Annotated in this window: 28 protein-coding genes; 18 read left to right on the top strand and 10 right to left on the bottom strand. The window is 62.3% G+C overall.

All coding sequences use genetic code 11. The features are described 5' to 3' along the window. Nucleotides 1-49 precede the first annotated feature (49 nt). A complete protein-coding gene (locus JOD97_RS19030; RefSeq protein WP_209721582.1) occupies nt 50-2,110 on the top strand; it encodes a 3-hydroxybutyrate oligomer hydrolase family protein in 2,061 nt (686 codons plus the stop codon). Nucleotides 2,111-2,119: 9 nt separating this feature from the next. Here the strand turns inward: JOD97_RS19030 and JOD97_RS19025 are convergent, their stop codons facing one another. Next, nucleotides 2,120-3,286, bottom strand: a complete 1,167-nt coding sequence (locus JOD97_RS19025) for an iron-containing alcohol dehydrogenase (RefSeq protein WP_209721580.1) — start codon at nt 3,284-3,286, stop codon at nt 2,120-2,122. Between the two features lie 225 nt (nt 3,287-3,511). On the opposite strand from JOD97_RS19025, the gene JOD97_RS19020 reads away from it, so the two are divergent. The 14 genes from JOD97_RS19020 to JOD97_RS18955 all read left to right on the top strand — a co-directional run bounded on the left by JOD97_RS19020 (nt 3,512) and on the right by JOD97_RS18955 (nt 16,200). After that, entirely contained in the window at nt 3,512-4,276 is a 765-nt protein-coding gene (locus JOD97_RS19020) for a TSUP family transporter (protein ID WP_209721577.1), read from the top strand. Between the two features lie 184 nt (nt 4,277-4,460). After that, nucleotides 4,461-6,404: a tRNA uridine-5-carboxymethylaminomethyl(34) synthesis enzyme MnmG gene (gene mnmG, locus JOD97_RS19015; protein WP_209721574.1), complete on the top strand. Its 1,944-nt coding sequence runs from the start codon at nt 4,461-4,463 to the stop codon at nt 6,402-6,404. Then, nucleotides 6,401-7,051, top strand: coding sequence for a 16S rRNA (guanine(527)-N(7))-methyltransferase RsmG (gene rsmG / locus JOD97_RS19010; RefSeq protein ID WP_209721571.1), 651 nt, complete (start codon nt 6,401-6,403; stop codon nt 7,049-7,051). The genes mnmG and rsmG overlap by 4 nt, the downstream gene beginning before the upstream one ends. Nucleotides 7,052-7,192: 141 nt before the next feature. After that, nucleotides 7,193-7,963, top strand: coding sequence for a ParA family protein (locus JOD97_RS19005; RefSeq protein WP_209721568.1), 771 nt, complete (start codon nt 7,193-7,195; stop codon nt 7,961-7,963). A gap of 18 nt (nt 7,964-7,981) precedes the next feature. Then, a complete protein-coding gene (locus JOD97_RS19000; RefSeq protein WP_209721565.1) occupies nt 7,982-8,869 on the top strand; it encodes a ParB/RepB/Spo0J family partition protein in 888 nt (295 codons plus the stop codon). 266 nt (nt 8,870-9,135) lie between these two features. Then, complete coding sequence (locus JOD97_RS18995; protein WP_373999895.1) at nt 9,136-9,501, top strand: ATP synthase subunit I; 366 nt, start codon at nt 9,136-9,138, stop codon at nt 9,499-9,501. Between the two features lie 20 nt (nt 9,502-9,521). After that, complete coding sequence (atpB, locus tag JOD97_RS18990; protein WP_209721562.1) at nt 9,522-10,325, top strand: F0F1 ATP synthase subunit A; 804 nt, start codon at nt 9,522-9,524, stop codon at nt 10,323-10,325. Nucleotides 10,326-10,400: 75 nt separating this feature from the next. Continuing rightward, nucleotides 10,401-10,667, top strand: coding sequence for a F0F1 ATP synthase subunit C (atpE, locus tag JOD97_RS18985; RefSeq protein ID WP_371857200.1), 267 nt, complete (start codon nt 10,401-10,403; stop codon nt 10,665-10,667). Between the two features lie 42 nt (nt 10,668-10,709). Further along, nucleotides 10,710-11,180, top strand: a complete 471-nt coding sequence (locus JOD97_RS18980) for a F0F1 ATP synthase subunit B (RefSeq protein ID WP_090324147.1) — start codon at nt 10,710-10,712, stop codon at nt 11,178-11,180. A gap of 2 nt (nt 11,181-11,182) precedes the next feature. Continuing rightward, the gene (locus JOD97_RS18975; RefSeq protein ID WP_209721559.1) at nt 11,183-11,728 is read left to right on the top strand and encodes a F0F1 ATP synthase subunit delta; all 546 of its coding nucleotides are present in this window, start codon (nt 11,183-11,185) and stop codon (nt 11,726-11,728) included. 76 nt (nt 11,729-11,804) lie between these two features. Further along, nucleotides 11,805-13,346 carry a F0F1 ATP synthase subunit alpha gene (gene atpA / locus JOD97_RS18970; protein WP_209721556.1) on the top strand — a complete coding sequence of 514 codons (1,542 nt, stop codon included), beginning with the start codon at nt 11,805-11,807 and terminating at the stop codon, nt 13,344-13,346. Nucleotides 13,347-13,405: 59 nt separating this feature from the next. Continuing rightward, the gene (atpG, locus tag JOD97_RS18965) at nt 13,406-14,281 is read left to right on the top strand and encodes a F0F1 ATP synthase subunit gamma (RefSeq protein WP_209721554.1); all 876 of its coding nucleotides are present in this window, start codon (nt 13,406-13,408) and stop codon (nt 14,279-14,281) included. A gap of 29 nt (nt 14,282-14,310) precedes the next feature. Next, nucleotides 14,311-15,711, top strand: a complete 1,401-nt coding sequence (gene atpD / locus JOD97_RS18960; RefSeq protein ID WP_090324137.1) for a F0F1 ATP synthase subunit beta — start codon at nt 14,311-14,313, stop codon at nt 15,709-15,711. A 66-nt stretch (nt 15,712-15,777) separates the two neighbouring features. After that, nucleotides 15,778-16,200, top strand: a complete 423-nt coding sequence (locus tag JOD97_RS18955; protein WP_209721551.1) for a F0F1 ATP synthase subunit epsilon — start codon at nt 15,778-15,780, stop codon at nt 16,198-16,200. A 58-nt stretch (nt 16,201-16,258) separates the two neighbouring features. On the opposite strand, the gene JOD97_RS18950 is transcribed toward JOD97_RS18955, so the two are convergent. From JOD97_RS18950 to JOD97_RS18935, 4 genes are all read right to left on the bottom strand, one after another. Further along, complete coding sequence (locus tag JOD97_RS18950) at nt 16,259-16,588, bottom strand: transcriptional regulator (RefSeq protein ID WP_209721548.1); 330 nt, start codon at nt 16,586-16,588, stop codon at nt 16,259-16,261. Between the two features lie 443 nt (nt 16,589-17,031). Continuing rightward, nucleotides 17,032-18,174 carry a sensor histidine kinase gene (locus tag JOD97_RS18945; RefSeq protein ID WP_209721546.1) on the bottom strand — a complete coding sequence of 381 codons (1,143 nt, stop codon included), beginning with the start codon at nt 18,172-18,174 and terminating at the stop codon, nt 17,032-17,034. A 123-nt stretch (nt 18,175-18,297) separates the two neighbouring features. Continuing rightward, nucleotides 18,298-19,335, bottom strand: a complete 1,038-nt coding sequence (gene rsgA, locus JOD97_RS18940) for a ribosome small subunit-dependent GTPase A (RefSeq protein WP_209721543.1) — start codon at nt 19,333-19,335, stop codon at nt 18,298-18,300. 285 nt (nt 19,336-19,620) lie between these two features. Then, nucleotides 19,621-20,439, bottom strand: coding sequence for a helix-turn-helix domain-containing protein (locus tag JOD97_RS18935; RefSeq protein WP_209721540.1), 819 nt, complete (start codon nt 20,437-20,439; stop codon nt 19,621-19,623). An 80-nt stretch (nt 20,440-20,519) separates the two neighbouring features. Here JOD97_RS18935 and JOD97_RS18930 point away from each other — a divergent pair, with 80 nt between their 5' ends. From JOD97_RS18930 to JOD97_RS18920, 3 genes are all read left to right on the top strand, one after another. Continuing rightward, a complete protein-coding gene (locus JOD97_RS18930; protein ID WP_209721537.1) occupies nt 20,520-21,146 on the top strand; it encodes a glutathione S-transferase family protein in 627 nt (208 codons plus the stop codon). A gap of 268 nt (nt 21,147-21,414) precedes the next feature. Continuing rightward, entirely contained in the window at nt 21,415-22,749 is a 1,335-nt protein-coding gene (locus JOD97_RS18925; protein ID WP_209721534.1) for a sugar MFS transporter, read from the top strand. A gap of 156 nt (nt 22,750-22,905) precedes the next feature. Beyond that, complete coding sequence (locus JOD97_RS18920; RefSeq protein WP_209721531.1) at nt 22,906-23,103, top strand: hypothetical protein; 198 nt, start codon at nt 22,906-22,908, stop codon at nt 23,101-23,103. A 4-nt stretch (nt 23,104-23,107) separates the two neighbouring features. On the opposite strand, the gene speD is transcribed toward JOD97_RS18920, so the two are convergent. Genes speD through JOD97_RS18895 form a run of 5 tightly spaced genes read right to left on the bottom strand, consistent with a single transcriptional unit; the run spans nt 23,108 to nt 26,658 of the window. Then, entirely contained in the window at nt 23,108-23,509 is a 402-nt protein-coding gene (gene speD, locus JOD97_RS18915; protein ID WP_209721528.1) for an adenosylmethionine decarboxylase, read from the bottom strand. Next, nucleotides 23,506-23,679, bottom strand: a complete 174-nt coding sequence (locus JOD97_RS18910) for a hypothetical protein (RefSeq protein WP_209721525.1) — start codon at nt 23,677-23,679, stop codon at nt 23,506-23,508. Before JOD97_RS18910 ends, speD begins: the two co-directional genes overlap by 4 nt. Then, nucleotides 23,676-25,169, bottom strand: a complete 1,494-nt coding sequence (locus JOD97_RS18905) for a DUF4178 domain-containing protein (RefSeq protein ID WP_209721522.1) — start codon at nt 25,167-25,169, stop codon at nt 23,676-23,678. Before JOD97_RS18905 ends, JOD97_RS18910 begins: the two co-directional genes overlap by 4 nt. 9 nt (nt 25,170-25,178) lie before the next feature. Further along, a complete protein-coding gene (locus JOD97_RS18900) occupies nt 25,179-26,234 on the bottom strand; it encodes an SPFH domain-containing protein (RefSeq protein ID WP_209721518.1) in 1,056 nt (351 codons plus the stop codon). 37 nt (nt 26,235-26,271) lie between these two features. After that, nucleotides 26,272-26,658: a DUF350 domain-containing protein gene (locus JOD97_RS18895; protein ID WP_209721515.1), complete on the bottom strand. Its 387-nt coding sequence runs from the start codon at nt 26,656-26,658 to the stop codon at nt 26,272-26,274. Between the last annotated feature and the right edge of the window lie 41 nt (nt 26,659-26,699).

Genomic DNA, 26,699 nt, shown 5'->3' with positions numbered 1-26,699 from the left:
GGGGGTAGTACGTCCGTAGTTGATACTTTCTTGAAGAAAGAGGATGACAATGCATACGAAGAGAATCGTGCTGGCGCTGGCCGGCATCGCACTGACCGCTTGCGGCCATCACCGCCATGATGAGCCGGAAATCATTAACGAGCGTCCGAGTTATCTCGGCACCATCACCGCCAAAACCTACGACGGCGTCAGCGACGATTTGCTGACGGGCGGGCTGGGCGTGAGCGGCTTGATCGCCGCGGCGCCGGCCTATGCCGATCCCTTGAACCCGACAGCGGCCGAATTGCGCCGCAACGCCATCTGGGCCAATTACCGGGCCATCCAGGACATCAACCCCGCTGCCGGCTTCAGCAGGCTGTACGGCCCGAACGTGGACGCCGCGGGCGTGCCCACCACCGGCGAGGGCAAGGTCGCCGGCAGCGAGTTCATCGCCTACACCGACGATGGCAGCGGCAACCAGAACGTCACGCTGATGGTGCAGATACCGGCCAGCTTCGATGTCAACAACCCCTGCATCATTACCGGCACGTCGAGCGGTTCGCGCGGCATCTACGGCGCCATCGCCACCTCCGGGGAATGGGGCCTGAAGAACAAGTGCGCGGTCGCCTATAGCGACAAGGGCAGTGGAACCGGCCTCTACACCTTCGACGATGACAGCGTGAACCTGCAGAACGGCGTGCGTGCCACCCGCACGGCGGCCGGCAAGAACTCCAATTTCACGCCGAATATCAGCGACGCCGACCGCGCCGCCTTTGCCGCAAACAAGCCCGGGCGGGTCGCGTTCAAGCACGCGCACTCGCAACAGAATCCGGAAAAGGATTGGGGCAAGTACACGCTGCAGGCGGTCGAGTTCGCGTTCTACATGCTGAACGAGCAGTACGCCATGTACTCCAGGGACAACACCCGCCACGTGGTGCGCTTCACGCCGACCAACACCATCACGATCGGCTCCAGCGTCTCCAATGGGGCCGCCTCCGCCTTGCTGGCCGCCGAGCAGGACACCAGGGGCCTGATCGACGGCGTGGCCGCCACCGAGCCGCAAATCCAGCCCAAGACCGCGACCGGCTACTCGATTCGCCAGAACGGCGTGCCGGTGACAGGGCAGGGCAAGATATTGATCGACTACTCGACCTACGCGGCGCTGTACCAGCCTTGCATCGCCTCCACGGCGGCGGCGCCGGGACGTTGCACGGCGCTGGTGGCCAAGGGCCTGTTGACCGGCGCCGACCTGGCCGCGCAGCAGGCCGATGCGCTGGCGAGGCTGCGCGCGTACGGCTGGCTGCCGGACTCCGACGTGTTGCAGGCCGCGCACGCGCTGACCAACGTGCTGGTCGCGGTGACGTACACCAACGCCTACGGCCGCTTCTCGGCCACCGACCAGGTGTGCGGATTCACGTTCGCGCCGACCGACGCCACCGGCTCGCCGGTGCCGTTCACGCCGGCGCAGCGGGCGGCCAGCTTCGCCACCCAGAACGGCATCATCGGCACGCCGATCTACGAGGCGTCGGTGGGCGGTCCCAAGGCATACAACCTGGGCGTATCGCCCAGCACCAACCTGGCCGACCAGTCGCTCGACGGCTTCCTGTGCCTGCGCGCGCTGGCGACCGGTATCGATCCCGTCAACGGCAACGCCTTGACCGGAACGCTGGCGGAGCAGAGCGCGCGCGTGCGGGCGGGCGCGGCGGAAGTGGCGGCGACCGGCAACCTGCACGGCAAGCCGGCGATCATCGCCGCCGGCCGCCGGGATACACTGATGGTGGTGAACTTTAACTCGCGCGCCTATCTGGGGTTGAACGCGGTGGCCGAAGGAAGCGCGAGCAAGCTGCGCTACGTCGAGGTGACGAACGGCAACCACTTCGACACGCTCACCAGCGTGTTCCCGCAGTATGTGATCCCGCTGAACGTCTACCTGTTCCGCGCGCTCGACGCGATGATGGCCCACCTGCGCAATCCGACCGTGCCGTTGCCGCCTTCGCAAGTGGTGCGCACGACGACCCGGCCGGACGCGACGACGCCGCTGACGGCGGCCAACCTGCCGCCGATCTCGCTGGCCCCGGCCCCGGGCGACGTCATCTCCGTCAGCGGCACCACGGTGGACGTGCCGCAGTAGGTTGAACGGCTATAACGCGGCCGCGTAAATCGCCCTCGCATCGTCGCGCGTGACGGTGCGGGGGTTGTTCCCCAACAGGCGGGTCTGGAGCATGGCGTCGTCCGCCAATTGGTCCAGATCCGCTTCCTTGATGCCCACCTGCTGCAAAGTCCGCTGTATTCCCGTGATGGTCGCTATTTGTTGCATCGCAACAACCAAGGCTTCCGCGCGCGCCTCTTCACTGCCGCTCACTTCCGGCACGACAATCTCCGCCAGCTCCGCATACAGGCCCGCCGCCGCCGGCAGGTTAAAGCGCAGCACGTGCGGCAGCACCAGCGAATTCGACAGTCCATGTGGCACGTGGAACGTGCCGCCGATCGGATAGGCGAGGGCATGCACCGCCGCCACCGGCGCGTTGGAAAACGCCTGGCCGGCCAGCATCGCACCCAACAGCATGGCCTGCCGCGCGGCCAGGTTGCGGCCGTCCTCGCAGGCGGCGATCAGGTTGGCCGACAGTAGCCCCAACGCTTTGCGCGCGAGGATGTCGGACAGCGGGTTCTTTTTGTGGCGGCTGGTGTAGGCCTCGATGGCGTGGACCATGGCGTCGATGCCGGTGGCGGCGGTTACCGCCGGCGGCAGGCCGAGGGTCAGCTCCGCGTCCAGCAGCGCCATGTCGGCATACAGCTGCGGCGCGACCACGCCCATCTTGGTGGTGGCGCCGGTGGTGACGATGGCGATGTTGGTGACCTCGGAGCCGGTGCCGGCGGTGGTGGGGATTTGCACCAGCGGCAGCCGTCCGCCCTTGACGTTGCCGATGCCGTAAATGGCACCGATCTGCTGGTCGCCGCCGGCCAGCACGGCGATCAGTTTGGCGACGTCCATCGAGCTGCCGCCGCCCAGGCCGATGACGATGTCCGTACTGTATTGGCGGGCGGCGGTGACGGCGTCCAGCACGGTTTGTTCGGGTGGATCGGCAACCACGTTGGAGTGGATGGCGACCTGGATGCCGGCTCGTTGCAGGCTGGCGGCGGGAGCGTCGACCAGTCCGGTTTTAAGGAAGCCCGGGTCGGTGACGAGCAGGGCGCGTCTGGCGGTGGGGAAGCGTTGGGCGATATGCTCGCCCAGCCTGCCGGCGGCGCCCAGTTCGCAGACGATGTGGGCGACCGTGCTGAAAGTGAATGCGGGGAAATCGTTCATGGCTTTGGTCCGTGACGTGGTGGATTTCACGTGAAAGCTTACAGGATGGAGCGCCAGTTGTGCGCAGGCCGTTAGCCCGTACAGCGGACAGAGGGGTCGTACCCCGTACGGGGTACGACCCCGGCGGTTTGCGCTTTGCGGGTTGGCGGATCGAGCACGGCCGCCACCGCCACCATGAATTTCTTCCGTACAATATGGCTTTTGTTTGTTGGGATAGACTGGGTCATGGTTGAGTATGCGGTGTTGGGTGTGGCGGCGTTTAGCGCGGGGTTGGTCGATGCGGTGGTCGGAGGCGGGGGTCTGATACAACTGCCGGCGATGTTTTCGATCTTTCCCAATATGGCGCCGGCGACGATTATCGGCACCAACAAGTTGGCCAGTATCTGCGGCACCAGCGTGGCGGCCGTCAGCTATGCCCGCCGCGTCGCCATCGCCTGGACGGTCGCCGCGCCGGCCGCTTTCGCCGCGTTGATCTTCTCCTTCTTTGGCGCCTACACCGTCACCAAGGTGTCGCCGGATTTCTTCCGCACCGTGCTGCCGATCGTCCTGCTCGCCGTGGCCATTTACACGTTTGCCCGGAAAGACTTCGGCAGCGTGCACGCGCCGCTGCACACCGGCCGTAAGGAACAAACGCTGGCGCTGCTGATCGGTTCCGGCATCGGCTTCTACGACGGCTTCTTCGGCCCGGGCACCGGCAGCTTCCTGGTGTTCCTGTTCGTGCGGATCTTCGGCTTCGATTTCCTCGGCGCGTCGGCTGTAGCCAAGATTGTCAACGTTGCCTGCAACCTGTCGGCGCTGGTGTGGTTCGGCTACAGCGGCCACCTGATCTGGCAGTTGGGCGCGATGATGGCTGTATGCCAGATCGCCGGCTCCATCATCGGCACCCGGTTGGCGATGAAACACGGCAGCGGTTTCGTCCGCCGCTTGTTCCTGGTGGTGGTGTCGATACTGATTGTGAAGACGGGATACGATGCCTGGATACGCTGGTAATTGTTTCACGTGAAACGTTGAGGCACCAAACGGGATGCTTGTTTGACGACAAGCATCCCTTTTTTTCATTGTTTCACGTGGAACAATGATGCCAACAAGACGAAAATATTTTGCCTAAAAAAGTCGCAGCTCTTAAAAGACTTTATAATCTGAGCTTGATCCCTTCGCTTTTACCCATTCCATCATGTTATTTCCAACTAATTTCGACGTCATCGTCGTCGGCGGTGGTCACGCCGGCACGGAGGCGGCCCTCGCTTCCGCCCGCATGGGGCAGAAGACTTTGCTCTTGACGCACAATATCGAGACCCTGGGCCAGATGTCGTGCAATCCATCCATCGGCGGCATCGGCAAAGGCCACCTGGTCAAAGAGGTCGACGCCATGGGCGGCGCCATGGCCATCGCCACCGATGAAGCGGGCATCCAGTTCCGCATTTTGAATTCGTCCAAAGGCCCGGCGGTACGCGCCACGCGCGCCCAGGCCGACCGTATTTTGTACAAGGCGGCGATCCGTTCGCGCCTGGAAAACCAGCCCAACCTGTGGCTGTTCCAGCAGGCCGTCGACGACCTGATGGTGGAGGGCGACCGCGTGGTCGGCGCCGTCACCCAGATCGGCCTGAAGTTCCTGGCGCCCGCCGTCGTGCTGACGGCCGGCACCTTCCTCGACGGGAAGATCCACGTGGGCCTGCAGAACTACTCAGCGGGCCGTGCCGGCGATCCGCCGGCGATCTCGCTGTCCGCCCGCCTGAAGGAATTGAAGCTGCCACAGGGCCGTTTAAAGACCGGCACGCCGCCGCGCATCGACGGCCGCAGCATCGATTTTTCGCTGATGACCGAGCAACCGGGCGACCTCGATCCGGTGCCGGTGTTCTCGGTGATGGGCAACGCCGCCATGCATCCGGCGCAAATGCCGTGCTGGGTCACGCACACCAACAACAAAACCCACGACATCATCCGCGCCGGTTTGGACCGCAGCCCGATGTACACCGGCGTCATCGAAGGCGTCGGCCCGCGCTATTGCCCGTCGATCGAGGACAAGATCCACCGCTTCTCGGCCAAGGAATCGCACCAGATTTTCCTCGAACCGGAAGGCCTGACGACCAACGAATTCTATCCAAACGGCATCTCCACCAGCCTGCCGTTCGACGTCCAGATCGAGCTCGTGCGCTCGATGAAGGGCATGGAAAGCGCCCACATCCTGCGTCCCGGCTACGCCATCGAATACGATTATTTCGACCCGCGCGGCTTGAAAGCCTCGCTGGAAACCAAGGCTGTCAGCGGCCTGTACTTCGCCGGCCAGATCAACGGCACCACCGGCTACGAGGAAGCGGCGGCCCAGGGCATGCTCGCCGGTATCAACGCGGCGCTGCAAACCCAGGGCAGGGAAGCCTGGACGCCGGCCCGTTCCGAGGCCTATCTGGGCGTGCTGGTCGACGATCTGGTCACGCAGGGCGTGCTGGAACCGTACCGCATGTTCACCAGCCGCGCCGAGTATCGCCTCAGCCTGCGCGAGGATAACGCCGACATGCGCCTGACCGAAATCGGCCGCCAACTGGGCTGCGTCGGCGACGCGCAGTGGGAAGCGTTCGAGAAAAAACGCGAGGCCGTCGCGCTGGAACTGGAGCGTCTGCGTTCCACGTGGGTGAATCCCCGCATCCTGGAAGCGGCCGAATCGGAGCGCGTGATCGGCCAGGCGATCGAGCGCGAGTACTCGCTGGCGGACCTGCTGCGCCGTCCCGGCGTCGAGTACGAGAAGCTGATGAGCCTGTCCGGCATCGACGGCCGCGAGCTCGCCGGCCCCGGCGTGAGCGACGACGCGGTGCGCGAACAGGTCGAAATCCAGCTCAAATATTCGGGCTATATCGACCGCCAGACCAAGGAAGTGGAGCGCCATGAGCACTACGAAAACCTGAAATTGCCGGAAGGTTTCAGCTACCTGGACATCACTGCGCTGTCGGTGGAAGTGCGCCAGAAGCTGCACGCGCAGCGTCCGGAAACGCTGGGCCAGGCCTCGCGCATCTCCGGCGTGACGCCGGCGGCGATCTCGCTGCTGCTGGTGCACCTGAAAAAAGCCGGTTTCGGCGGCTTCCTGAATGACAAAAATGCGCAGAAAGACGAGGCAGTTCAATGAAGGTGTTTGACCGTGTAGTTGTCGCGGATGTTTTAAAACAAGGCATCAAGGATCTGAAGCTGGACTTGGCGGACGACCAGGTGGAGAAGTTGCTGGACTATCTGGCGCTGCTGAACAAGTGGAATTCGGTCTACAACCTGACGTCGGTGCGCGATCCGATGCAGATGGTGACCCTGCATTTGCTCGATTCGCTGGCCGCCGTACCGGCCTTCGCGGGCGCGGCCAACGTGCTGGACGTGGGCGCCGGCGGTGGATTGCCGGGCATGGTGCTGGCCATCAGCCGGCCGGACATGAAGGTGTCGATGATCGATACGGTGCACAAGAAGACCGCGTTCCTGAACCAGGTGAAGGCGGAGCTGGGGCTGTCCAACGTGACGGTGTACACCAAGCGCGTCGAGCAGCTGGAAGTGAAGACGAAATTCGACGTCATCACCTCGCGCGCCTTTGCCGACTTGTCGGACTTTGTCGACTGGTCGGGGCACCTGCTGCAAGAGGGCGGGCGGTTCATAGCGCTGAAAGGAACGGCGCCGGAGGAGGAAAGAGAACGGCTTCCGGAGCCATGGAAAGTGCGGAAACTGGAGCCTTTGACGGTGCCGGGACTGGAGGCGGAACGCCATCTGGTGTTCATCGAGGCAGAAACTGTATAAACCGTTTATATCGTATAAATCGTTTATACCGTATAAACAGTATAAATCGTTTATATCGTATAAACAGTATAAATAAATAATTCGAAACCGAACTTCCGAGACCCTGGCGTCCGAAACTAAAAAGAGATCGACAAGAACTACATGGCAAAAATTTTCTGCGTAGCGAATCAAAAAGGTGGAGTTGGCAAAACAACAACCACCGTCAACCTGGCCGCCGGATTGGCAAAGCTGAACCAGCGCGTGCTGCTGGTGGACCTGGACCCGCAGGGCAACGCCACGATGGGCGCGGGCATCAACAAGGCGGGGCTGCCCGCGTCGACCTATGAGGTGATGCTGGGCGAGTCCGACGTCGCCGCCGCGCGCCAGCGCTCGGAGCCCGGCCAGTTCGACGTGTTGCCGTCGAACCGCGAGCTGGCCGGCGCCGAAGTCGAGATGGTGTCGCTCGATAACCGCGAGCGCCGCTTGAAGGATGCGCTGACCGCCGTCGACAAGGAGTACGACTTCATCCTGATCGACTGCCCGCCGGCGCTGTCGATGCTGACCTTGAACGGCCTGTGCGCCGCGCACGGCGTCATCATCCCGATGCAGTGCGAGTACTACGCGCTCGAAGGTTTGTCCGACCTGGTCAACACCATCAAGAAGGTGCACGCCAACCTCAATCCGGACTTGAAGATCATCGGCCTGCTGCGCGTGATGTTCGATCCGCGCATGACGCTGTCGCAGCAGGTGTCGGCGCAGCTCGAGCAGCACTTCGGCGACAAGGTCTTCAAGACCATCATTCCGCGCAACGTGCGTCTGGCCGAGGCGCCGTCGTACGGCGTGCCCGGCGTCACGTTCGACCCATCGTCCAAGGGCGCGCAGGCGTATATCGCCTTCGGCGCCGAGATGGTCGCGCGCATCAAAAAAATGTAACGTAAAGATTCCCACATCATGGCAACCAAAAAACTCAAGGGCCTCGGTCGCGGCCTCGAAGCGCTGCTCGGCGGCGACGGCGATCTGACCACGGCGGACGCCAACACGCCGTCCGAATTGAACGTCACGCAAATGCAGGCCGGTAAGTATCAGCCGCGTACCCGCATGGACGAGGGCGGCCTGCAGGAGCTGGCCGCGTCGATCAAGAGCCAGGGCATCATGCAGCCGATCCTGGTGCGTCCGGTCGGCACCAATAAACTGACCGGCGAAATCAAGTACGAGATCATCGCCGGCGAACGCCGTTTCCGCGCTGCGCAAATCGCCGGCCTGGAGGTGCTCCCCGTTTTGGTGCGCGACGTCGACGACCAGGCCGCCGCCGCGATGGCGCTGATCGAGAACATGCAGCGCGAGGATTTGAATCCGCTGGAGGAGGCGCAGGGCATCCATCGCCTGATCACCGATTTCAGTTTCACGCACGAGCAGGCGGCCAGCGCCGTCGGCCGCTCGCGCAGCGCCGTGTCGAACTTGTTGCGTTTGATGAATCTGGCATCGGCCGTGCAGACCATGCTGATGGCCGGCGATATCGACATGGGCCACGCCCGCGCGCTGCTGGCCGTCGATGCCGCTTCGCAAATCAATCTCGCCAACATGGTCATCGCCAAACGGCTGTCGGTGCGTGAAACCGAGAAACTGGTGGCCAGGACTTTGGAAGAGCAGAAGGCGTCGCCGACCGAGGCGCGCCAGAAAGAGAAGTCCGGCGACATCGTGCGCCTGGAGGAGGAGCTGTCCGACAAGCTGGCCACGCCGGTGGTGTTCAAGATGGGCACCAAGGGACGCGGTCAGATGATCATCGATTTTGCCGACCTCGACATCCTGGATGGTGTATTGGCAAGATTAAGAGCATAACCCGGGTAGGGCGGGGTCGGACCCCGTCGGGTCCGACCCCATTCCGGCGAGGCCGCCGGGTTTGGGGATTTTTGCCGGAAGATCAATAATCCGCCAAACATCCAACTGGTTCCAAAGTGGTGCAAAGCCATCGGAAATGTTTATAAAAGCGTCTCTTTCGCGCACAAAATGCTCTGGTGCGGTGCAGCAATGTTTGACGTGATACATGAAAGACACATATAATCACGCGTCTTTGGGTTTTATCGGCTTTTTTTGGAGCTCGGCACGTGAGTAAATCAACGAGTATTTCCAAGCCGGTGTTTAAAGTCGTCGCCCTCCAGTTGGCCATAGTCACTGGATTCGCCTTGCTCGCCTGGAACTTGGGCGGAGTACTCAAAGCTTGGTCGGCCGCCTATGGCGGAGCAATCGCAGTCATCGGGAGTCTGATGTACGCGATGATTGTTGCGGGCGGAACAAATGACCCCAAAAAAGCTTTCCGGTCGCACGTGCGGGCCGAAGTAGTGAAAATATTTATCACGGTAGTGCTGTTTGTTTTGGCACTGGCGCTGTTTCAGTCGGCCTCTTGGTTATGGCTGATCTTGGGTTTCGCGGTGGCAACCTTAGCGTACTGGTTCTCACTGCTAGCAATTTAATCACCAAAATCTAAACTTTTATGACCACAGAAAACGCTGCAGGAGCGCATCAAGGTGCGCCGACCTCAATTGAGTATATCCAGCACCACCTGACTCACCTGAAAAACACCGATGGCACGATCAACCTGGACACGTTCTGGGTTTCGGCCATTTTGGGCCTGATTTTCCTCGGCGTGTTCTATATGGCGTCGCGCAGGGCCACCTCCGGCGTGCCGGGCAAGCTGCAAAACTTCGTCGAAGCCGTGATGGAACTGGTCAACGAAGTCGTCAATTCGGCCTTCCACGCCAAGAGCAAGGTCATCGCCCCGCTGGCGATCACCATTTTCTGCTGGGTTTGGCTGATGAACGCGATGGACTTCCTGCCGGTCGACCTGCTGCCCAAGCTGCTCGGCTACGCCGGCGTCCATTACCTGCGCGTCGTGCCGACCGCCGACGTCAACCACACTTTCGGCATGTCGTTCGGCGTCATGCTGTGCATTATTGGTTTCTCGATCAAAGCCAAGGGTCTCGGCGGCTGGGGTAAGGAGTTGTTCACGGCACCGTTCCACGCCCATGGCTTCATGGCCATCGTGCTGGCGCCGATCAACTTCATCTTCCAGATGATCGAGTTGCTGGCCAAGCCACTGTCGCTGTCGCTGCGACTCTTCGGCAATATGTACGCCGGCGAGCTGCTGTTCATTCTGATCGCTCTGCTGCCATGGTGGGCGCAGTGGCTGCTGGGTGGTCCTTGGGTTATCTTCCACATCCTGGTGGTGACCCTGCAAGCGTTTGTGTTTATGGCGTTGACGGTTGTCTATCTGAGCCTTGCGGTTGAGAAGCACTAACAACAAATCGTTTTATCTTTTTTAGTATCTGTAGTCTTTTTTAAAATCTTAGGAGAAATTTCAATGCAAGCTCTGATCGCACAAGTACAAAGCATGACCGTTCTGGCCGCAGCAATCATCATCGGTCTGGCCGCTATCGGCACCGCACTCGGTTTCGCAATTCTGGGCGGCAAATTCCTGGAAGCGTCGGCCCGTCAACCAGAACTGATGCCACAACTGCAAACCAAGCTGTTCGTTATCGCTGGTCTGCTGGATGCGATCTCGATGATTGGCGTCGGCGTTGCTCTGCTGTACACCTTCAGCAACCCATTCCTGGCTGCCGTTCTGTCCGCTGCTCAGTAATCCGCTCCACCCTAGGAGAAACTTTTAGTTAGGAGCAAAGGTATGGACATCAATATGTCTCTCATCGGTCAGATGATCACCTTCGCGGTGCTGGTCTGGGTCTCGATGAAGTTCGTATTTCCATCGCTGAACGCAGCGTTGGATGAGCGTGCCAAGCGTATCGCTGACGGTCTGGCCGCGGCCGACCAGGGCCAGGCTGCGATGGTTGTCGCTGAAAAGCGCGCCGCCGAAGCACTGACCAGTGCACGCGAAGAAGCTTCGCAACGTGTTGCCGACGCCGAAAAGCGCGCGCAACTGGTCGCAGAAGAAATCAAAGCGAATGCACAAGCCGAAGCGGACCGCATCATTGCGCAAGCCAAGGCAGATGCCGATCAGCAACTGGCCAAGGCGCGCGACACGCTGCGCGCTCAGGTGGCTGACCTGGCTGTGAAGGGCGCCGAGCAAATCTTGAAGCGCGAAGTCAACGCCTCGGCCCACGCCGATCTGTTGTCGCGCCTGTCTGTCGAGCTGTAATCATGGCAGAAAACGCAACCGTCGCCCGTCCCTACGCGGAAGCTTTGTTCCGCGTAGCCCAAGCAGGTAAGGAATCGTTCAGCCTCGCGGCGTGGTCCGATCTGGTGGCCGAACTGGCCCAGATCGGTGGCCACCCCGAGGTGCAAGCATTCGCCCGCAACCCGAAGACCTCGGCAAGCGACGTGAGCGCCGCCATTACGGCCCTGGTGAAGTCGCCGTTGAACCCGGAAGCGAAAAACTTCCTGGCGATGCTGGTCGACAACGGCCGTATCAGTCTGCTGCCGGAAATCGGCGCGCAATTCCAGGCGTTGAAAAACGCCACGGAAGGCGCCGCGGACGCCGAGATCACCAGTGCCTTCGAGCTGAGCGCCGCGCAAGTGAGCGAACTGGTCGCGACGCTGGAAAAGAAATTCAGCCGCAAGCTGAACCCGGTCGTGACCGTGGATCCGGCGTTGATCGGTGGCGTGCGCGTGGTGGTTGGCGATGAAGTGCTGGACACTTCGGTCCGCGCCAAGCTGTCGCAGATGCGTATGGCACTGGCCGCCTAAGGCGCAAGCCGGCGGACACGCTTAGAACAGATTCTTCCCCTCGCGCAAGCTGAGAGAAACACTTTTAGGAGTTAGTATGCAACTCAACCCATCTGAAATCAGCGAGCTGATCAAGAGCCGTATCCAAGGCCTTGATGGCGGCGCTGAAGTACGCAACCAAGGCACGGTTATTTCCGTCGCCGACGGTATCGTCCGCATCCACGGCCTGTCGGACGTGATGCAGGGCGAAATGCTGGAATTCCCTGGTAACACCTTCGGTCTGGCGATGAACCTGGAGCGTGACTCCGTCGGCGCCGTGATTCTGGGTGCCTACGAGCACATTTCCGAAGGCGACACGGTCAAGTGCACCGGCCGCATTCTGGAAGTGCCGGTCGGTCCTGAACTGAAAGGCCGCGTGGTCAACGCGCTGGGCCAGCCGATCGACGGCAAGGGCGCCATCGACGCCAAGCTGACCTCGCCGATCGAAAAGATCGCACCGGGCGTTATCGCCCGTGAGTCCGTCTCGCAGCCGATGCAGACCGGTCTGAAATCGATCGACGCGATGGTACCGATCGGCCGCGGTCAGCGCGAGCTGATCATTGGCGACCGCCAGACCGGTAAATCGGCCGTGGCCGTTGATGCGATCATCAACCAAAAAGGCCAGGGCGTGACGTGTATCTACGTCGCCATCGGTCAAAAAGCCTCGACCATCAAAAACATCGTGCGTTCGCTGGAAACGCACGGCGCGCTGGAGTACACCATCGTGGTCGCCGCGACCGCGTCGGAATCGGCCGCGATGCAATACATCTCGGCCTACTCGGGCTGCACGATGGGCGAATACTTCCGCGACCGCGGTGAAGACGCCCTGATCGTCTACGATGACTTGTCGAAGCAAGCCGTTGCCTACCGTCAGATCTCGCTGCTGCTGCGCCGCCCACCAGGCCGCGAAGCGTATCCAGGCGACGTGTTCTACCTGCACTCGCGTCTGCTGGAACGCGCAGCCCGCGTGAACGCCGACTACGTGTCCGCCTTCACCAACGGCGCCGTCACCGGCAAGACCGGTTCGCTGACCGCACTGCCGATCATCGAAACCCAGGCCGGCGACGTGTCGGCGTTCGTTCCAACCAACGTGATTTCGATTACCGACGGTCAGATCTTCCTGGAAACTTCGCTGTTCAACTCGGGCATCCGTCCTGCGATCAACGCCGGTATTTCGGTGTCGCGCGTCGGTGGCGCCGCTCAGACCAAGGTCATCAAAAACCTGTCCGGCGGTATCCGTACCGACTTGGCGCAGTACCGTGAGCTGGCCGCGTTCGCGCAGTTCGCCTCGGACCTGGACGAATCGACCCGCAAACAGCTGGACCGTGGCGCGCGCGTCACCGAACTGCTGAAGCAGGCGCAATACTCGCCGCTGTCGATCTCGCTGATGGCCGCTTCGCTGTTCGCCGTCAACAAGGGCTACCTGGACGACGTGCCGGTCAAGAAAGTACTGGCGTTCGAAGCCGGCCTGCACGCCTACCTGAAGACTAAGCAAGCCGATCTGCTGTCCAAGATTGAATCGTCGAAGCAACTGGACAAGGACGGCGAAGCAACGTTGGCCTCCGCGGTTGCCGACTTCAAGAAATCCGGCGCATTTTAAGCGGCACGGCGGTCCAGCTTAGGCTGAGACCGCCTTCAGCGCAGAAGGAGTAAGGACTCATGGCAGCAGGCAAAGAGATACGAGGCAAGATCAAGAGCGTAGAGAATACGAAGAAGATCACCAAGGCGATGGAAATGGTTGCCGCATCGAAAATGCGCAAAGCGCAGGACCGTATGCGCGCCGCCCGTCCCTACAGTGAGAAGATTCGCAATATCGCCGCTAATCTGGCTACCGCTAATCCGGAATACACGCACGCGTTCCTGGCAACAGAACAAAAGGAAACGGCCAAGAAGGTTGGTTTCATCATCGTCACCACGGACAAAGGTCTGTGCGGCGGTATGAACACCAACGTCTTGCGCATGGTGACGTCGAAAACCCGTGAGCTGGAAACGGCCGGCAACAAGATTGCCGCGGTAGCCATCGGTAACAAGGGGTTGGGGTTTTTGAATCGCGTGGGCGTCCCTGTCGTTGCGCAAGTAACGCAGATCGGCGACACGCCGCACCTGGAAAAACTGATCGGACCGGTCAAGGTCATGCTCGAGAAATTCCAGAACGGCGAGGTCGACGCCGTCTACCTGTGCTACACCAAGTTTATCAACACGATGAAGCAAGAGCCGGTGGTGGAGCAGTTGCTGCCATTGCCAGCCGCTAAGATGCAAGCCGACGCGGGTAATCACAACTGGGATTACATCTACGAGCCGGACGCAGCGAGCGTGATCGATGAATTGCTGGAGCGCTATATCGAAGCGCTGGTGTACCAGTCGGTGGCGGAAAACCTGGCGTCCGAGCAATCGGCGCGTATGGTGGCGATGAAGTCGGCAAGCGACAACGCCGGCAGTGTGATCGGCGAATTGAAGCTGATCTACAACAAGACACGCCAAGCCGCGATTACCAAAGAACTCTCCGAAATCGTCGCCGGTGCGGCAGCGGTTTAAACGAATTAAACTATATAGAAGGAACGAACATGGCTGATGGCAAAATCGTTCAGTGTATCGGCGCTGTGGTGGACGTTGAGTTTCCCCGCAACGCGATGCCTAAGGTATTTGATGCCTTGAAAATGGAAGGCTCCGAGCTGACCCTGGAAGTACAACAACAGCTGGGCGACGGCGTGGTCCGTACGATTGCTCTGGGTTCGTCCGACGGCCTGCGCCGCGGCATGATGATCCAGAACACCGGCAAGCCGATCATGGTGCCGGTGGGCAAAGCGACCCTGGGTCGCATCATGGACGTGCTGGGCAACCCGATCGACGAATGCGGCCCGGTCGCCCACGACCAGATCGCCTCGATCCACCGCACCCCGCCTGCGTACGACGAACTGTCGCCATCGCAGGACCTGCTGGAAACCGGCATCAAGGTTATCGACCTGGTCTGCCCGTTCGCCAAAGGCGGTAAGGTCGGTCTGTTCGGTGGCGCCGGCGTCGGCAAGACCGTGAACATGATGGAACTGATCAACAACATCGCCAAAGCGCACTCGGGTCTGTCCGTGTTCGCCGGCGTGGGCGAGCGTACCCGCGAAGGTAACGACTTCTACCACGAGATGGCCGATGCCAAAGTGGTCGATCTGGAAAACCCAGAGAACTCCAAAGTGGCGATGGTCTACGGTCAGATGAACGAACCACCAGGCAACCGTCTGCGCGTCGCGCTGACCGGCCTGACCATGGCCGAAGCGTTCCGTGATGAAGGCAAGGACGTTCTGTTCTTCGTCGACAACATCTACCGCTTCACCTTGGCCGGTACCGAAGTGTCGGCACTGCTGGGCCGTATGCCATCGGCGGTGGGTTACCAGCCGACCCTGGCCGAAGAGATGGGCCGTCTGCAAGAGCGCATCACCTCGACCAAGACCGGTTCGATCACCTCGATCCAGGCCGTGTACGTTCCAGCGGATGACTTGACCGACCCGTCGCCAGCGACCACCTTCGGTCACCTCGATTCGACCGTCGTTCTGTCGCGTGACATCGCCTCGCTGGGTATCTACCCTGCGGTCGACCCACTGGACTCGACCTCGCGCCAGCTGGACCCGCTGGTCGTCGGCCAGGAGCACTACGACACCGCGCGCGCCGTGCAGGGCACCCTTCAGCGCTACAAGGAACTGCGCGACATTATCGCGATTCTGGGTATGGACGAACTGGCACCGGAAGACAAACTGCTGGTCGCCCGCGCCCGTAAGATGCAGCGTTTCCTGTCGCAGCCGTTCCACGTTGCTGAAGTGTTCACCGGCGCGCCTGGTAAATACGTTTCGCTCAAGGACACGATCAAGGGCTTCAAAATGATCGCCTCGGGCGAACTCGATCACCTGCCGGAACAAGCGTTCTACATGGTCGGCACGATCGAAGAAGCAATCGAAAAAGCCAAGAAACTTAACTAATTGTTGAGCTAATCGTTGAGCGCGGTCCCGCTCCGGCGGGGCCGCAGCTAACCCGACAGGACACACATGGCAAATACTATTCACGTTGACGTGGTTTCCGCCGAGGAGTTGATCTACTCCGGCGAAGCCGAATTCGTCGCGTTGCCGGGCGAACAGGGCGAACTGGGGATTTATCCCAAGCACACGCCGCTGATCACCCGCATCCGTCCGGGCGCGGTCCGCATCCAGGTACCAGGTCAAGCTGAGGAAGAATTTGTCTTCGTCGCCGGCGGCCTGCTGGAAGTGCAGCCGGGCGCCGTGACGGTGCTGGCCGACACCGCGATTCGCGGCAAGGATCTGGACGAGGCCAAAGCGGTCGCGTCGAAGAAACGTGCCGAGGAAGCGCTGGCGAACAACACCTCCGGTATCGACTACGCGAAAGCGCAAGCCGAACTGGCGGCCGCGATCGGCCAACTGGCCGCGATCGCCAAACTGCGCGCCAAGCACTAAGCAACGCATCCGCAGCACAGCAAAAAAAGGCAGCCCAGGCTGCCTTTTTTTATGGGGCTCAGGCTTCTTGCGTCTGTTTAGCGACCGCAATCAACGCTTCGGGATGGTTGAGGGCGATGGCGATCAAGGTACGCCCCGCACCGTGAGGTTGTTTGCGCTCTTGCTCCAGATCCTCCAGCGCACCGGTAGTGATTCCCAGTAACGCTGCGAATTGTTCCGGCGTGAGCCCTGTGTTTTCACGGGCTGCGATCAGCGGCGAGTACACCACGCGTCCCAGACCCGCCTTCATTTCTTGACCCGCTTGCAGCAACTCGGCGCCCAGGTCGCGGGTAGCTTCGAAAGCGGCCAGCTCCTCGTCGCTGAGAGGTAATTTTTTATTCGTAGACACGACGAATTTCCTTAAGTATTGCGCTCGACAGATTGGAGGTGTCCGCTTTGGCGTACAACGTTAGCAGAATTACTTCACCGACCGCAGTGCGCGTGAAGTAGACGACCCTGACACCGCCCGACTTACCAGAACCTGCTCGCCCCGCCGCACTTTGCGCACACCACCGGTCGCTGGCGCCACTTTCCCGGCATTCGGATGAGCCGCGATGAACGAAGCGAAAGCGCCGCGTTCTTCCTCGCTCCGGTAGAGAGGCCAGCGGCTTTGGAACAGAGGCGTTTCGATGACGGTAAACATCAAGCGACTGTATCTTCAGGAAGTATAGTCGTTTTGGGGCCGCGTCAAATATCAACGAAGTTTTTGAATAGACCATGATGTCCCGGCCGTCACCGCCAGCGTACAAGAGGACGCCCCAAGTGCCGGCCGATCGGCGTGGTTGGTTGGGATCAGGGCGCGTGGCAATGCGCGCGCGGCAAGCGCGCGGTGAACACGGTGCCGCCGGTTTCACTGGACGTCACGCCGATCGTGCCGTCATGCTCCTTGGTGATGGCCTGCGCGATGAACAGGCCAAGGCCGAGGCTGGTCTTGGGGCGGGCGTCGTGGCCGGCCTCCGGCTCCAGTTGCACCAGCGGTTGGAAGATGGAGCGCAGCGATTCGGCCGGGATTACCGGCCCGACATTGCTGACCGTCAGCGTGATGGCGTCGCCGTCGTCCTTGGCGACCAGGGTGACCGGCGTGCCCTTGTCGCTGTGCTGCGCCGCGTTGATCAGCAGATTGGTCACCAGTTGCAGCAAGCGGACATTGTCGAACTCGCCGCGCAGGTCGCCCTCGGCGCGGAACACCACGCTGGCGTTCGGATACATCGCCTGGGCGTCGGCCACCGCCGTCTTGCACACCTCGGCCGCCTCGAGCATCGCGCGCACCGTCGGCATGCCGGCGCCCATCTGCAGGCGGGCAAAGCCCAGCAGGTCGGTCACCATCGCGCTCATCAGCATGGCGCTGCGCTTGGTGCGCTCGGCCAGCGCCGGGATTTGCTCGGGCGGCGTCTGTGGCCGCCCCAGCAGGTCGCCCACCAGCGACACGGTCGCCAACGGCGCGCGCAGATCGTGGCCCAGCACCGCCAGGAACAGGTCGCGGGTGCGGTCGTCGCGTTCCGAGTAGGTGACGATCGATTCGGCCAGCGCCTGGTCGATCGCCTCGTTGAAACGCACCATTTGATTGATGGTGTCGTCCGACATCCGCGACACCTGCGGCAGCCAGAGCCGCAGCACGGTCGCCCGCAGCGCCCGGAACTCCGAGCTCAGCTGCAGCAGCGAGAAATTGCTGGCGTGCCGCAGCCGCCCGTGGATGGCGGCCGCGCTTTCCTCGGCGTCCAGGTCGACCTCGTCGCCCTGGGATTTCTCGTACTGTTCTTGCTGGCTCTGGTGCGTCTCGATATCGAGCGCGATCGCGTTGAGGATCTGCTCGGCGTGGTCGGTCAACGCCAGCTTGGTCATTTCGCCGTCGGGCGGGGCGGTTTTGGCCGCGAACGTCGTCCATTCGGTCAGGATGGCGCGCATGTTGTCGCGGATAAAGTTGGAGATGCTCATACCGCGGTGGCTTTCTAGGGGTAAAGCGTGGCGCTTCCGGGGAGCCGGCGGCGGTGGTGGATACCAGTTTAACCGATTCCACGCCCCCCGCCGGAATGGATTGACGACGCCGCCGTGCTTGGCTCAGCCGCGTTTGCCTTTCGCACGCACTTGCGCGGCCCGCTGCATGACTTTCCACTTGGCCACCTCGGCGATGCGGTCCCGCGCGGTTTGCTGGCCGCGCCGGGCTTCACGCAACAGCTTGTGGTAATTGCGCAGGCGGTCGGCGTCGATCACGCCCTGCACGGCGCAGCCCGGTTCACCGCTGTGGCGGCAATCGCGGAACTGGCAGCGCGCCGCCAGCGCGTCGATGTCGTCGAACGCCGCCGTCAGGCCGGCCTCGTCGGTGTCGGGGCGCCAGCTGCGCAGCCCGGGCGTATCGATGATGCAGGCGCCGCCGGCGCAGCGGTGCAGCGAGCGCGAGGTCGTCGTGTGGCGGCCGCGCCCGTCGCCCTTGCGCACGCCGCCGGTCTGCCGGCCGGCCTGCGCGAGGGTGTTGGTCAAGGTCGACTTGCCGGCGCCGGACGTGCCCAGCATCACCAGCGTCTGTCCTTGTTCCAGCCACGGCGCCAATTGGCGCGCGGCGTCGTCGCTGGTGGCGTCGACCGCCAGCAGCGGGATGCCGGCCGGCAGGCGCTGGCGCAATTGCGCCATGCGTTGCGGCACGTCGTCGCCGATATCGGCCTTGCTCAGCACCACCACCGGCTGCACGCCGGCGCTCTGCGCGATCGCCAAGTAGCGTTCCAGGCGGCGCGGGTTGAAGTCGTGGTCGAGCCCCATCACCAACAGCGCCGTGTCGACATTGCTGACCAGGCTTTGATGGCGGCCGTCGTTGCCACGGCGGGCGATGTGGGTGGTGGGCGGCACCAGCGCGCACAGCCAGCGTTCGTCGTGCGCGCGCATGGCGCAGAGCACCCAGTCGCCGACGGCCAGATGGGCATCATGCAGCGCCGGCAGCGCGCGGGCGCGGAATTCCTCCCGTCCATCATGGACGGTGATCCAGTCGCGCTGGATTTCGGTGATGCGCGCCAGTTGGGCGTCGTCGGGGTATTGGTGCAGCTGGGCCGCGATGGTTTGGGTCAGGCCGATCTGGCGCAGCAGGGCGAAGTCGATCTCTATCATGGTGTGTGTTTTCCTGTAGGCGAGCAGAATCCTTCGCGCAGATGCGGGAAGGAACGGATACGGGAAAGTCAGCTGCGCGTTTCCGCGCGGATCAACACTATGACGGAGGGAGTTCCGGGGAATCAGGCAGCCGACAGGAGGGCAAGGTCAAAAGTGCGCATGAAAAGTCTCCTGTGGATGAATGGGATGTTAATTTTGGCATAACTCCGGGGTCAGGTCCACCATTTCTACACGAGCTCATGGGGTGGTGGCGGAGCTTGGCGGATTACGCTGCGCTAATCCGGCCTACGTGGACTCTTTGCAACTGCGGCGGTAGTCGGCCGGCGGCTTGCCCACCAGTTTTTCGAAGTCCGTCGTGAAATGGGCCTGGTCGTAGTAGCCCAGCGCTTGCGCCAGCGCGGCCAGGTCGACGTCCGTGCCGTTGGCGAGCTGGTCGGCGGCGTCGAGCAGGCGGTTGCGGCGGATGACCCACTTCGGGCTGGCGCCCACATAATCCTTGAACAGCATCTGCAACCTGCGCACGCTGATGTCCAGCCGATCCGCGAGCTGCTGCACCTGCGTGACGTCGGGATGCTCTTTGATCGCCTGAAATATCCCGCCGATGCGCTCGATTTGTGGATCGTTCGGCGGCATCGCGCGTCGCAGAATGGCGCTGGCGGCGGCCACCGTGCCCGCGTCGTCGTGCGCGCCGAGAACGGCACGTTCCGCCTCGGCGTCGTCGCAGTCGAACAGCGCCGATAACGGCAGTTCCCGGTCCGTGATGGACTGCACGGGCCCGCCGAGAAATCCGCGAAACGCGCCCGGCCGGAAGCGTGTGCCGAGCACGCGGCCGCTGTCGCGCAGCGTGTATTCAAAGGCGCCCGTCATCACGCCGAACACGCCGCTGCGGCCGTTGTCGAACACCACATGGATGCACGGCGAGGGCAGCGTGCGCTGCACGTGGACCACGCCTTGCGGCAACTGCCACGCAACCAGCCAGAAGTATTCGACGAACGGCGCCAAGTCCGGCTCGGGCAGATAGCGTTCCAGACGGAATACCTTGCCGACCGCACCAGGATGTACTACACCTTTGTAGCGGTCGTCGGCCGCCAGCTTGATCGTCATATCGTGTTCGCGTTTTTACAAGACCACCATGATAGCAGCGGCTATCTTGGTGTTTTCCCCACCAATCACAGGAGACGCCCATGACATCGCAAATCACTTTATACCACTGCCCGCACTCCCGCTCCACCAGCGCGATCATGCTGCTCGAGGAGCTGAAAGCGCCATACCAGCTGCATGTGATGAACATGAGGAAGGGCGAGAACCGCGAGCCCGCCTACCTGTCCGTCAACCCCATGGGCAAAGTGCCGGCGATCCGCCATGACGACGCCATCATCACCGAACAGGTGGCGATCTACATCTATCTCGCCGACCTGTTCCTGGATGCCAAGCTGGCGCCCGCGATTGGCGATCCGCTGCGCGGCCCCTATCTGCGTTGGATGGCCTTCTACGGCAGCTGCTTTGAGCCGGCGTTGATCGATCGCTGGCTGAAACGCGAAGTTGAGGACAAGAAGACGACGGGTTACGGGAACTTCGACGATGTCTTCAGCGCACTGATGGGCCAGCTCTCAAAGGGCCCCTATCTGCTCGGCGAACGCTTCACCGCCCTCGACGTACTGTGGGGCGGGGCGCTGACGTGGATGGTCGCCTTCGATCTGCTGCCCAAGCGCCAGGAAATCACCGATTACGTCGCCCTCGTGCAGAGCCGCCCGGCGGCGGTATTCGCCAAGCAGAAAGATCAGGAGCTGGCCGCCGCCCAAGCCGATTGAGCGACATGACGGCGGGTGTTGCACGCCTGCCGCATCGCCCTTATTTGTGGAAAATATTTGTAATGTTTTGCAAGCTGGACGACCGGCGCGGCCCCGTGCTGGCGGGCGCTCGCCGCCGCTACGTAAAGAAGTGTAAGCCCGCGGGCCGGCGGGTTTCAGCATTCACCATCAAAATCAAGCACTTGGAAGTTTCTCCCCGCCAGCGGCGAACCGCTGGCGTCGGACTCATGCGGCTGTTAGCATGAAATATCGACAATCGGAGAAAACTATGCAGCTGACCCGCCAGAACAGTGACAGCCACCCCGTCGGCGCGACACGCGACGTCGTGACCGCGATGCTGTTCGTCGGCCTGATGTTCTTCATCCTTGGCTTCGTCACCTGGCTGAACGGCTCGCTGGTTCCCTTCCTCAAAATCGTCTGCGGCCTCAACAGCTTTCAGGCGCTGTGGGTGACCTTCGCCTTCTACATCGCCTACACGGTCATGGCGCTGCCGTCGGCCGCCATCCTCAAAAGGATGGCCTACAAAAAGGGCATGACGATCGGCCTGGGCGTGATGGGCGTCGGCGCGCTGCTGTTCATCCCGGCCGCGCAAAGCACGCACTACGCGCTGTTCCTGGCGGCGCTGTTCACCTTGGCTAGCGGCATGACGCTGATGCAAACCGCCATCAACCCCTACATCGTTTGCATCGGCGCGCGCGAAAGCGCGGCGATGCGCATCAGCATCATGGGCCTGTTCAACAAGGGCGCCGGCGTGGTGGTGCCGCTGGTGTTTTCCCATCTGATGCTCGACGGCATAGGCGGCTTTTCCGACGCCGCCATGGCGGCCATGGACGCGGCCGGCCGGGACGCGGCGCGCGCGACGCTGTCGCAGCGGCTGGTTTTCCCGTATGCCTGCATGGCCGTGGCGCTGTTCGCCATCATGGTGCTGGTGCACTTTTCGCGGCTGCCCGATATCCCGGCCGAGCCGGAGACCGCCGACCTGCCCGTCAACCGCGCCGGCGTGCTGCAGTTCCCGCAATTGGTGCTGGGCGTCATCGCGCTGTTCTGTTACGTCGGCGTGGAAGTGATCGCCGGCGACACCATCGGGCTGTACGGCCGCGACCTGAAGGTGGCCAACTTCGGCATCCTGACCTCGTACACGATGGGTTGCATGGTGCTCGGCTACCTGATCGGCGTGGTCGCCATTCCGCGCTACCTGTCGCAGCAAAAGGCGCTGGTGTGCTCGGCGATTGCCGGCCTCGTCTTCACCGCCGGCGTGGTGACCAGTTCTAGCAGCTCGCACGGCCTGTCGCACGTACTGCTCGGCTGGGCCGGCGTGCCGGCGGTGCCCGACACCGTCATGTGCCTGGCGCTGCTCGGCCTGGCCAACGCGCTGATGTGGCCGGCGATCTGGCCGCTGGCCTTGCAGGGGCTGGGCAAGTACACCGCCAGCGGCTCGGCCTTGCTGGTGATGGCGATCTCCGGCGGCGCGGTGATGCCGATGTTGTATGGCCGTCTGGCGGACGCCGGCAATTCGCAGACCGCCTACTGGCTGATGTTGCCCTGCTACGCATTGATCCTCTTCTACGCCGTCAAAGGCCACACGATACGCGCTTGGCGCTAGTTGTTGCTAGTTGTTGTCCAGGCCATGTTGTTGCTAATTTCCAATTTATTTTTGGTTACCGGCGTGCTGTGCGACCTATCCTGCTTGTAATCGGGTATTGTTACTTTTGCCTTGCAATGGGTAGAAGTGCAAAACTAATTCCAAATAGGAAATGATATGAAAACAGCATTGGGTTTGCTGGCGCTGCTGGGATTGGCCGGCTGCGCGTCTGGAATGGGGGAGGGCCGGCAGGCATTGCAGACTTCGGCGGCTGTTCCGCACAGCGCGATCGCCGAGGTGCCCGGCATGTTGAAAATCGCCGATGTGCCGTTGAAACCGATGACCGCCAGCCAGAGCGCGGCCAGGATGAACTGATCCGTCAGTACCCGGGCGGCGCGCGCCGGATCGTCTTGATCTCGCGGGAGGCAGGGTTCAACGCGCTTTCGATGATGGTGAGCGCTAACTCAGGCTGCGCGCTGCCGCACATGAAGATGTCGGCCGCGGCAAAGCCGCACTCCGGCCAGGTGTGGATCGAGATATGCGATTCGGCCAGCAACACCACCCCGGTCACGCCCTGGCCTTCGCCAAATCCGTGAAAGTGGCTGTGCAAAACATGGGCATGCGCCGCCTCGGCCGCCGCCCGCAGCAAGCGCTCCAACGCCTCGCCATTGCATAATTTTTCAGCATCGATGCCGTTCAGGTCGGCCAGCAGGTGGAGGCCGGCCGGCTGGTGGACCGCCGGCGGCGTCACAGTCGCGCCCGGTAGCGGTTCGCGCTTCACTTGTGGCCCCCGCCGCCGGAGCCGCCGCCAAAACTGCCGCCGCCGCCGCCCGTGTGCGAACTCCAGGTGCTGCCCCGGTACCCGCTGCCGCCACCGCCGCCGAGCCGCGTCCAGCTGTTGCAGGAGGTGAGGACGGTGACGACGAGCGCATAAATGAAAAATTTCGTCATGATTTGTCGTTGCTATCTAAAAAAGTCGCCGGCAGGTAGATCGCCAGCGCGCCGATCGCATTCATAAACCACGTGCCGGAAAAATTCGTCAGCAGCGGTATCGCGTTGATCACCAGCATGAATCCGATGATGTACTTGGCGGCGTTGCGGTAGCGGTTGTTGACGAACGGTTTGTTATCCGCCGTCTTCGCCGGCGTCGCCCGGCCGTGGAATTGCTCGCCGAACCAGGCCTTCAGCTGGTCCACGGCCACCGGCGCGGAGCGCGACCATGTCATTTCCTGGTCGCTGGTCTCGCACGCCAGCCGGATCTGGCCGGCCTGGAATTCCTCGACGTGGGTGCGGTCGCCGACGGCCACGCGCCAGTTGAAGGCGCCGGCGGCGAAGGTGACATGCGAGCCGTAGTCGTACAGGCGCTCGTACTGCGCGTTTTCCACGGCCACGCTTTGCTGCCCCGGCGCGTACACGACCGGCCACTCCGACATCACGGTCGCGCCGGACCAGCCCTCGTCGGTCTCCACCAGCCACGAGAAGCCGGCGCGCGCGCCGTACATCAGGTACTCGGTCCACTCGGTGCCCTCGTCGTCCATGCGCCGCATCATGCCGATGATGGTGAAGTCCTGTTTGTTGATGTTGGCGGTGGCGCCGAGATCGATGGTCGGCCGCGCGGCGGTCACCCGTTCGCCCGCTGCCAGCACGATCGCCTCCGGGCTGGCCGCGTCGATTTTGGTCTGGCACGCGGGGCAGACCAGCGTGGTCGTCACGCCCGGCAGATATTTGATGGCGCTGCCGCACGAAGGGCAATCGAGCGCATCGAGCTTGCCCCGATAGCGGCGCGCCGAACGCTGGATCGCGTCGTCGTCGCGCAGCAGCTGCATGCGCAGGCTGTCGAGCGTGACGGCGGCGCCGGTATAAATCACAGGGCGCGGCGAGTCCGAATAATCGAGGGTGATGAATTCCGCGCCGCGCCGGAAATCGGCGACCTTGCTCTGATAGCCCTCGCCGACCTTGAACGGCAGCTCGCCCTGGCCGCCGATGCAATCGGCCACGCGGACCTCGGCGGCGATGTAAGGCGCACCGTTGATGCCGTAGCTGGCGCCGGGCCGCAGCCGTTCGAACTCCGGTACGTTGATTTCGTGGGGCGTGATGCCGTTGCCCTTGTATTCGGCGGTGATCGTGTAGATGCCGGACGAATCGCCCAGCCAAGAAGTGGCGCCGTCGTCGAACAGCAGATACCACTCGTTCCACATGCCGGCCGAATAGCGCAGCTGGATGCGGCCGACGACGTTGAACTGCCGCTTACCGAGAACGCCGGAGGCGCCGATCTGGATCGGCGAATAGTCCTCCAGCACCGAGGACATCTTGCCCAGGTCCTTGACCGAGTCGGCGTCTTTGAGCACGCTGGTGCCGCAGAATTCGCACACGGCCATGACCGAGGCGTGCGAGCGGAATTTGACCTCCGCGCCGCAGCTGGGACAGGAAACGATTTGCATGTGTCCTTATCAGCCGATCAGTTTTTTCAGCAGTTCGGCCTTGGTGCTGTCGTAGTCGGCGGCCGAGATCAGGCCCTTGTCGAGCAGTCCTTTGAGCTTTTCCAAACGCGCTTCGATGGAATCCTCGGCCGGCGCGGCCGGTGCCGCCGGCGCGGCCGGTGCCGCCGGCGCGGCCGCTGGCGCGCCGCCCATGGTCTGGCCCAAGGCCTGTCCCATCACCTGGCCGACCGTCATGCCGGCGCCCAGGCCGGCGCCGATGCCGGCCAGGCCGCCTTCGTTCGACGCCGCCATCGGAATCGCGCTGGCCACCTGGTAGCGGGTGAAGCCGGCCATTTTGTCGGCGCTCATGCCGCCCTTCATGCCGGCGGAGATGCGCTCGTCGAGCGCGGCCTGCAGCTCCTCCGGCAGGCTGACGCTGGCGACGTTGAATTCATCGAGGCCGATGCCGTAGCGGCCGAACGCGGTCGTCAGATCGCCCTTGACCTGCTGCGCCATCAGCGCCTGGTTGGCCGCCATGTCGAGGAAGGGCACCTGCGCGCCGCCCAGCGAACTGGCCATGGTCGCCATCAGGATGCCGCGCAGCTGGTCCTCGACCTCGTCGCGGGTGTAGGCTTCGCGCGTGCCGCTGATCTCCTTGAAGAACAGGCGCGGATCGGCCACCCGGTACGAATACATGCCGAAGGCGCGCACGCGCACCATGTCGAAGTCCTTGTCGCGGATCGTGATCGGTTGCTGCGTGCCCCATTTGCGGCCGGTCTGCACCCGGGTGCTGAAAAAATAGACGTCCGACTTGAACGGCGAATCGAACAGCTTGTCCCAGTTTTTCAGGTTGGTCAGCACGGGCAGGGTCTGCGTGGTCAGCTTGTGGGTGCCGGGGCCGAAGACGTCGGCGACCTGGCCCTCGTTGACGAACACCGCCATCTGCGACTCGCGCACCACCAGCACGCCGCCGTTCTGGATCTCGAAATCCTGCATCGGATAGCGCCAGGCCAGTACGCCGTCGACTTCCTCGTTCCACTGCAGTACGTCGATAAACTGCTTCTTGATAAAGCTGCCGATGCCCATGATGGTCCTCGCTCTGTTGGGTAAAACTACACTTGAATTAGGAAATGCAGGCGCCGTTGATAACGCCGATGGAAATGGAGATCGCGCCCAGCAGGCCGCCGAACGCGCCGTTGTTCCCCTCGATCTGGTCCTTCGACATGTTCAGCACCCGCGTGGTGATGGCATACGCCAGCACCTGCACCAGCATCGCGCCGAAGGCCCAGGCGAAGAACTCCTGGTAGTTCGCAGTATGCATCAGCGCCGAACCGACGGTGATTGAAAAACCGATCAGCGCACCGCCGAGCGATAGCGCGGCCGCCTGGTTGCCCTGGCGGATCAGCAGCACCTCGTTGGCCGGCGTCACGCGCGTGTAGACGACAAAAAACGCCGCCAGCAGCAAGGCGGCCAATAAAAGGTGAATCAGATAGTTTAGGATGGCGGGCACGGCGCGCTCTCAGTGGGGTAAAGTGTTGAACCTGTGGTTAA

The sequence above is a fragment of the Duganella sp. 1411 genome, from assembly GCF_017833525.1.
Taxonomy (GTDB): Bacteria; Pseudomonadota; Gammaproteobacteria; order Burkholderiales; family Burkholderiaceae_D; genus Rugamonas.
This window is presented reverse-complemented; position numbering and strand designations above follow the sequence as displayed.

What these genes read in the sequence shown, in the direction of transcription:
- JOD97_RS19000 (WP_209721565.1), top strand. Translation starts at nt 7,982, where the DNA reads ATGGCAACCAAAAAACTCAAGGGCCTCGGTCGCGGCCTCGAAGCGCTG.
- JOD97_RS18935 (WP_209721540.1), bottom strand. Translation starts at nt 20,439, where the DNA reads ATGACGATCAAGCTGGCGGCCGACGACCGCTACAAAGGTGTAGTACAT.
- JOD97_RS18975 (WP_209721559.1), top strand. Translation starts at nt 11,183, where the DNA reads ATGGCAGAAAACGCAACCGTCGCCCGTCCCTACGCGGAAGCTTTGTTC.
- JOD97_RS18910 (WP_209721525.1), bottom strand. Translation starts at nt 23,679, where the DNA reads ATGACGAAATTTTTCATTTATGCGCTCGTCGTCACCGTCCTCACCTCC.
- JOD97_RS19030 (WP_209721582.1), top strand. Translation starts at nt 50, where the DNA reads ATGCATACGAAGAGAATCGTGCTGGCGCTGGCCGGCATCGCACTGACC.
- JOD97_RS19005 (WP_209721568.1), top strand. Translation starts at nt 7,193, where the DNA reads ATGGCAAAAATTTTCTGCGTAGCGAATCAAAAAGGTGGAGTTGGCAAA.
- JOD97_RS18955 (WP_209721551.1), top strand. Translation starts at nt 15,778, where the DNA reads ATGGCAAATACTATTCACGTTGACGTGGTTTCCGCCGAGGAGTTGATC.
- JOD97_RS18930 (WP_209721537.1), top strand. Translation starts at nt 20,520, where the DNA reads ATGACATCGCAAATCACTTTATACCACTGCCCGCACTCCCGCTCCACC.
- rsgA (WP_209721543.1), bottom strand. Translation starts at nt 19,335, where the DNA reads ATGATAGAGATCGACTTCGCCCTGCTGCGCCAGATCGGCCTGACCCAA.
- atpB (WP_209721562.1), top strand. Translation starts at nt 9,522, where the DNA reads ATGACCACAGAAAACGCTGCAGGAGCGCATCAAGGTGCGCCGACCTCA.
- mnmG (WP_209721574.1), top strand. Translation starts at nt 4,461, where the DNA reads ATGTTATTTCCAACTAATTTCGACGTCATCGTCGTCGGCGGTGGTCAC.
- rsmG (WP_209721571.1), top strand. Translation starts at nt 6,401, where the DNA reads ATGAAGGTGTTTGACCGTGTAGTTGTCGCGGATGTTTTAAAACAAGGC.
- atpG (WP_209721554.1), top strand. Translation starts at nt 13,406, where the DNA reads ATGGCAGCAGGCAAAGAGATACGAGGCAAGATCAAGAGCGTAGAGAAT.
- JOD97_RS18920 (WP_209721531.1), top strand. Translation starts at nt 22,906, where the DNA reads ATGAAAACAGCATTGGGTTTGCTGGCGCTGCTGGGATTGGCCGGCTGC.
- JOD97_RS18905 (WP_209721522.1), bottom strand. Translation starts at nt 25,169, where the DNA reads ATGCAAATCGTTTCCTGTCCCAGCTGCGGCGCGGAGGTCAAATTCCGC.
- JOD97_RS19020 (WP_209721577.1), top strand. Translation starts at nt 3,512, where the DNA reads ATGGTTGAGTATGCGGTGTTGGGTGTGGCGGCGTTTAGCGCGGGGTTG.
- JOD97_RS18945 (WP_209721546.1), bottom strand. Translation starts at nt 18,174, where the DNA reads ATGAGCATCTCCAACTTTATCCGCGACAACATGCGCGCCATCCTGACC.
- atpD (WP_090324137.1), top strand. Translation starts at nt 14,311, where the DNA reads ATGGCTGATGGCAAAATCGTTCAGTGTATCGGCGCTGTGGTGGACGTT.
- JOD97_RS18925 (WP_209721534.1), top strand. Translation starts at nt 21,415, where the DNA reads ATGCAGCTGACCCGCCAGAACAGTGACAGCCACCCCGTCGGCGCGACA.
- atpA (WP_209721556.1), top strand. Translation starts at nt 11,805, where the DNA reads ATGCAACTCAACCCATCTGAAATCAGCGAGCTGATCAAGAGCCGTATC.
- JOD97_RS18980 (WP_090324147.1), top strand. Translation starts at nt 10,710, where the DNA reads ATGGACATCAATATGTCTCTCATCGGTCAGATGATCACCTTCGCGGTG.
- JOD97_RS18900 (WP_209721518.1), bottom strand. Translation starts at nt 26,234, where the DNA reads ATGGGCATCGGCAGCTTTATCAAGAAGCAGTTTATCGACGTACTGCAG.
- JOD97_RS19025 (WP_209721580.1), bottom strand. Translation starts at nt 3,286, where the DNA reads ATGAACGATTTCCCCGCATTCACTTTCAGCACGGTCGCCCACATCGTC.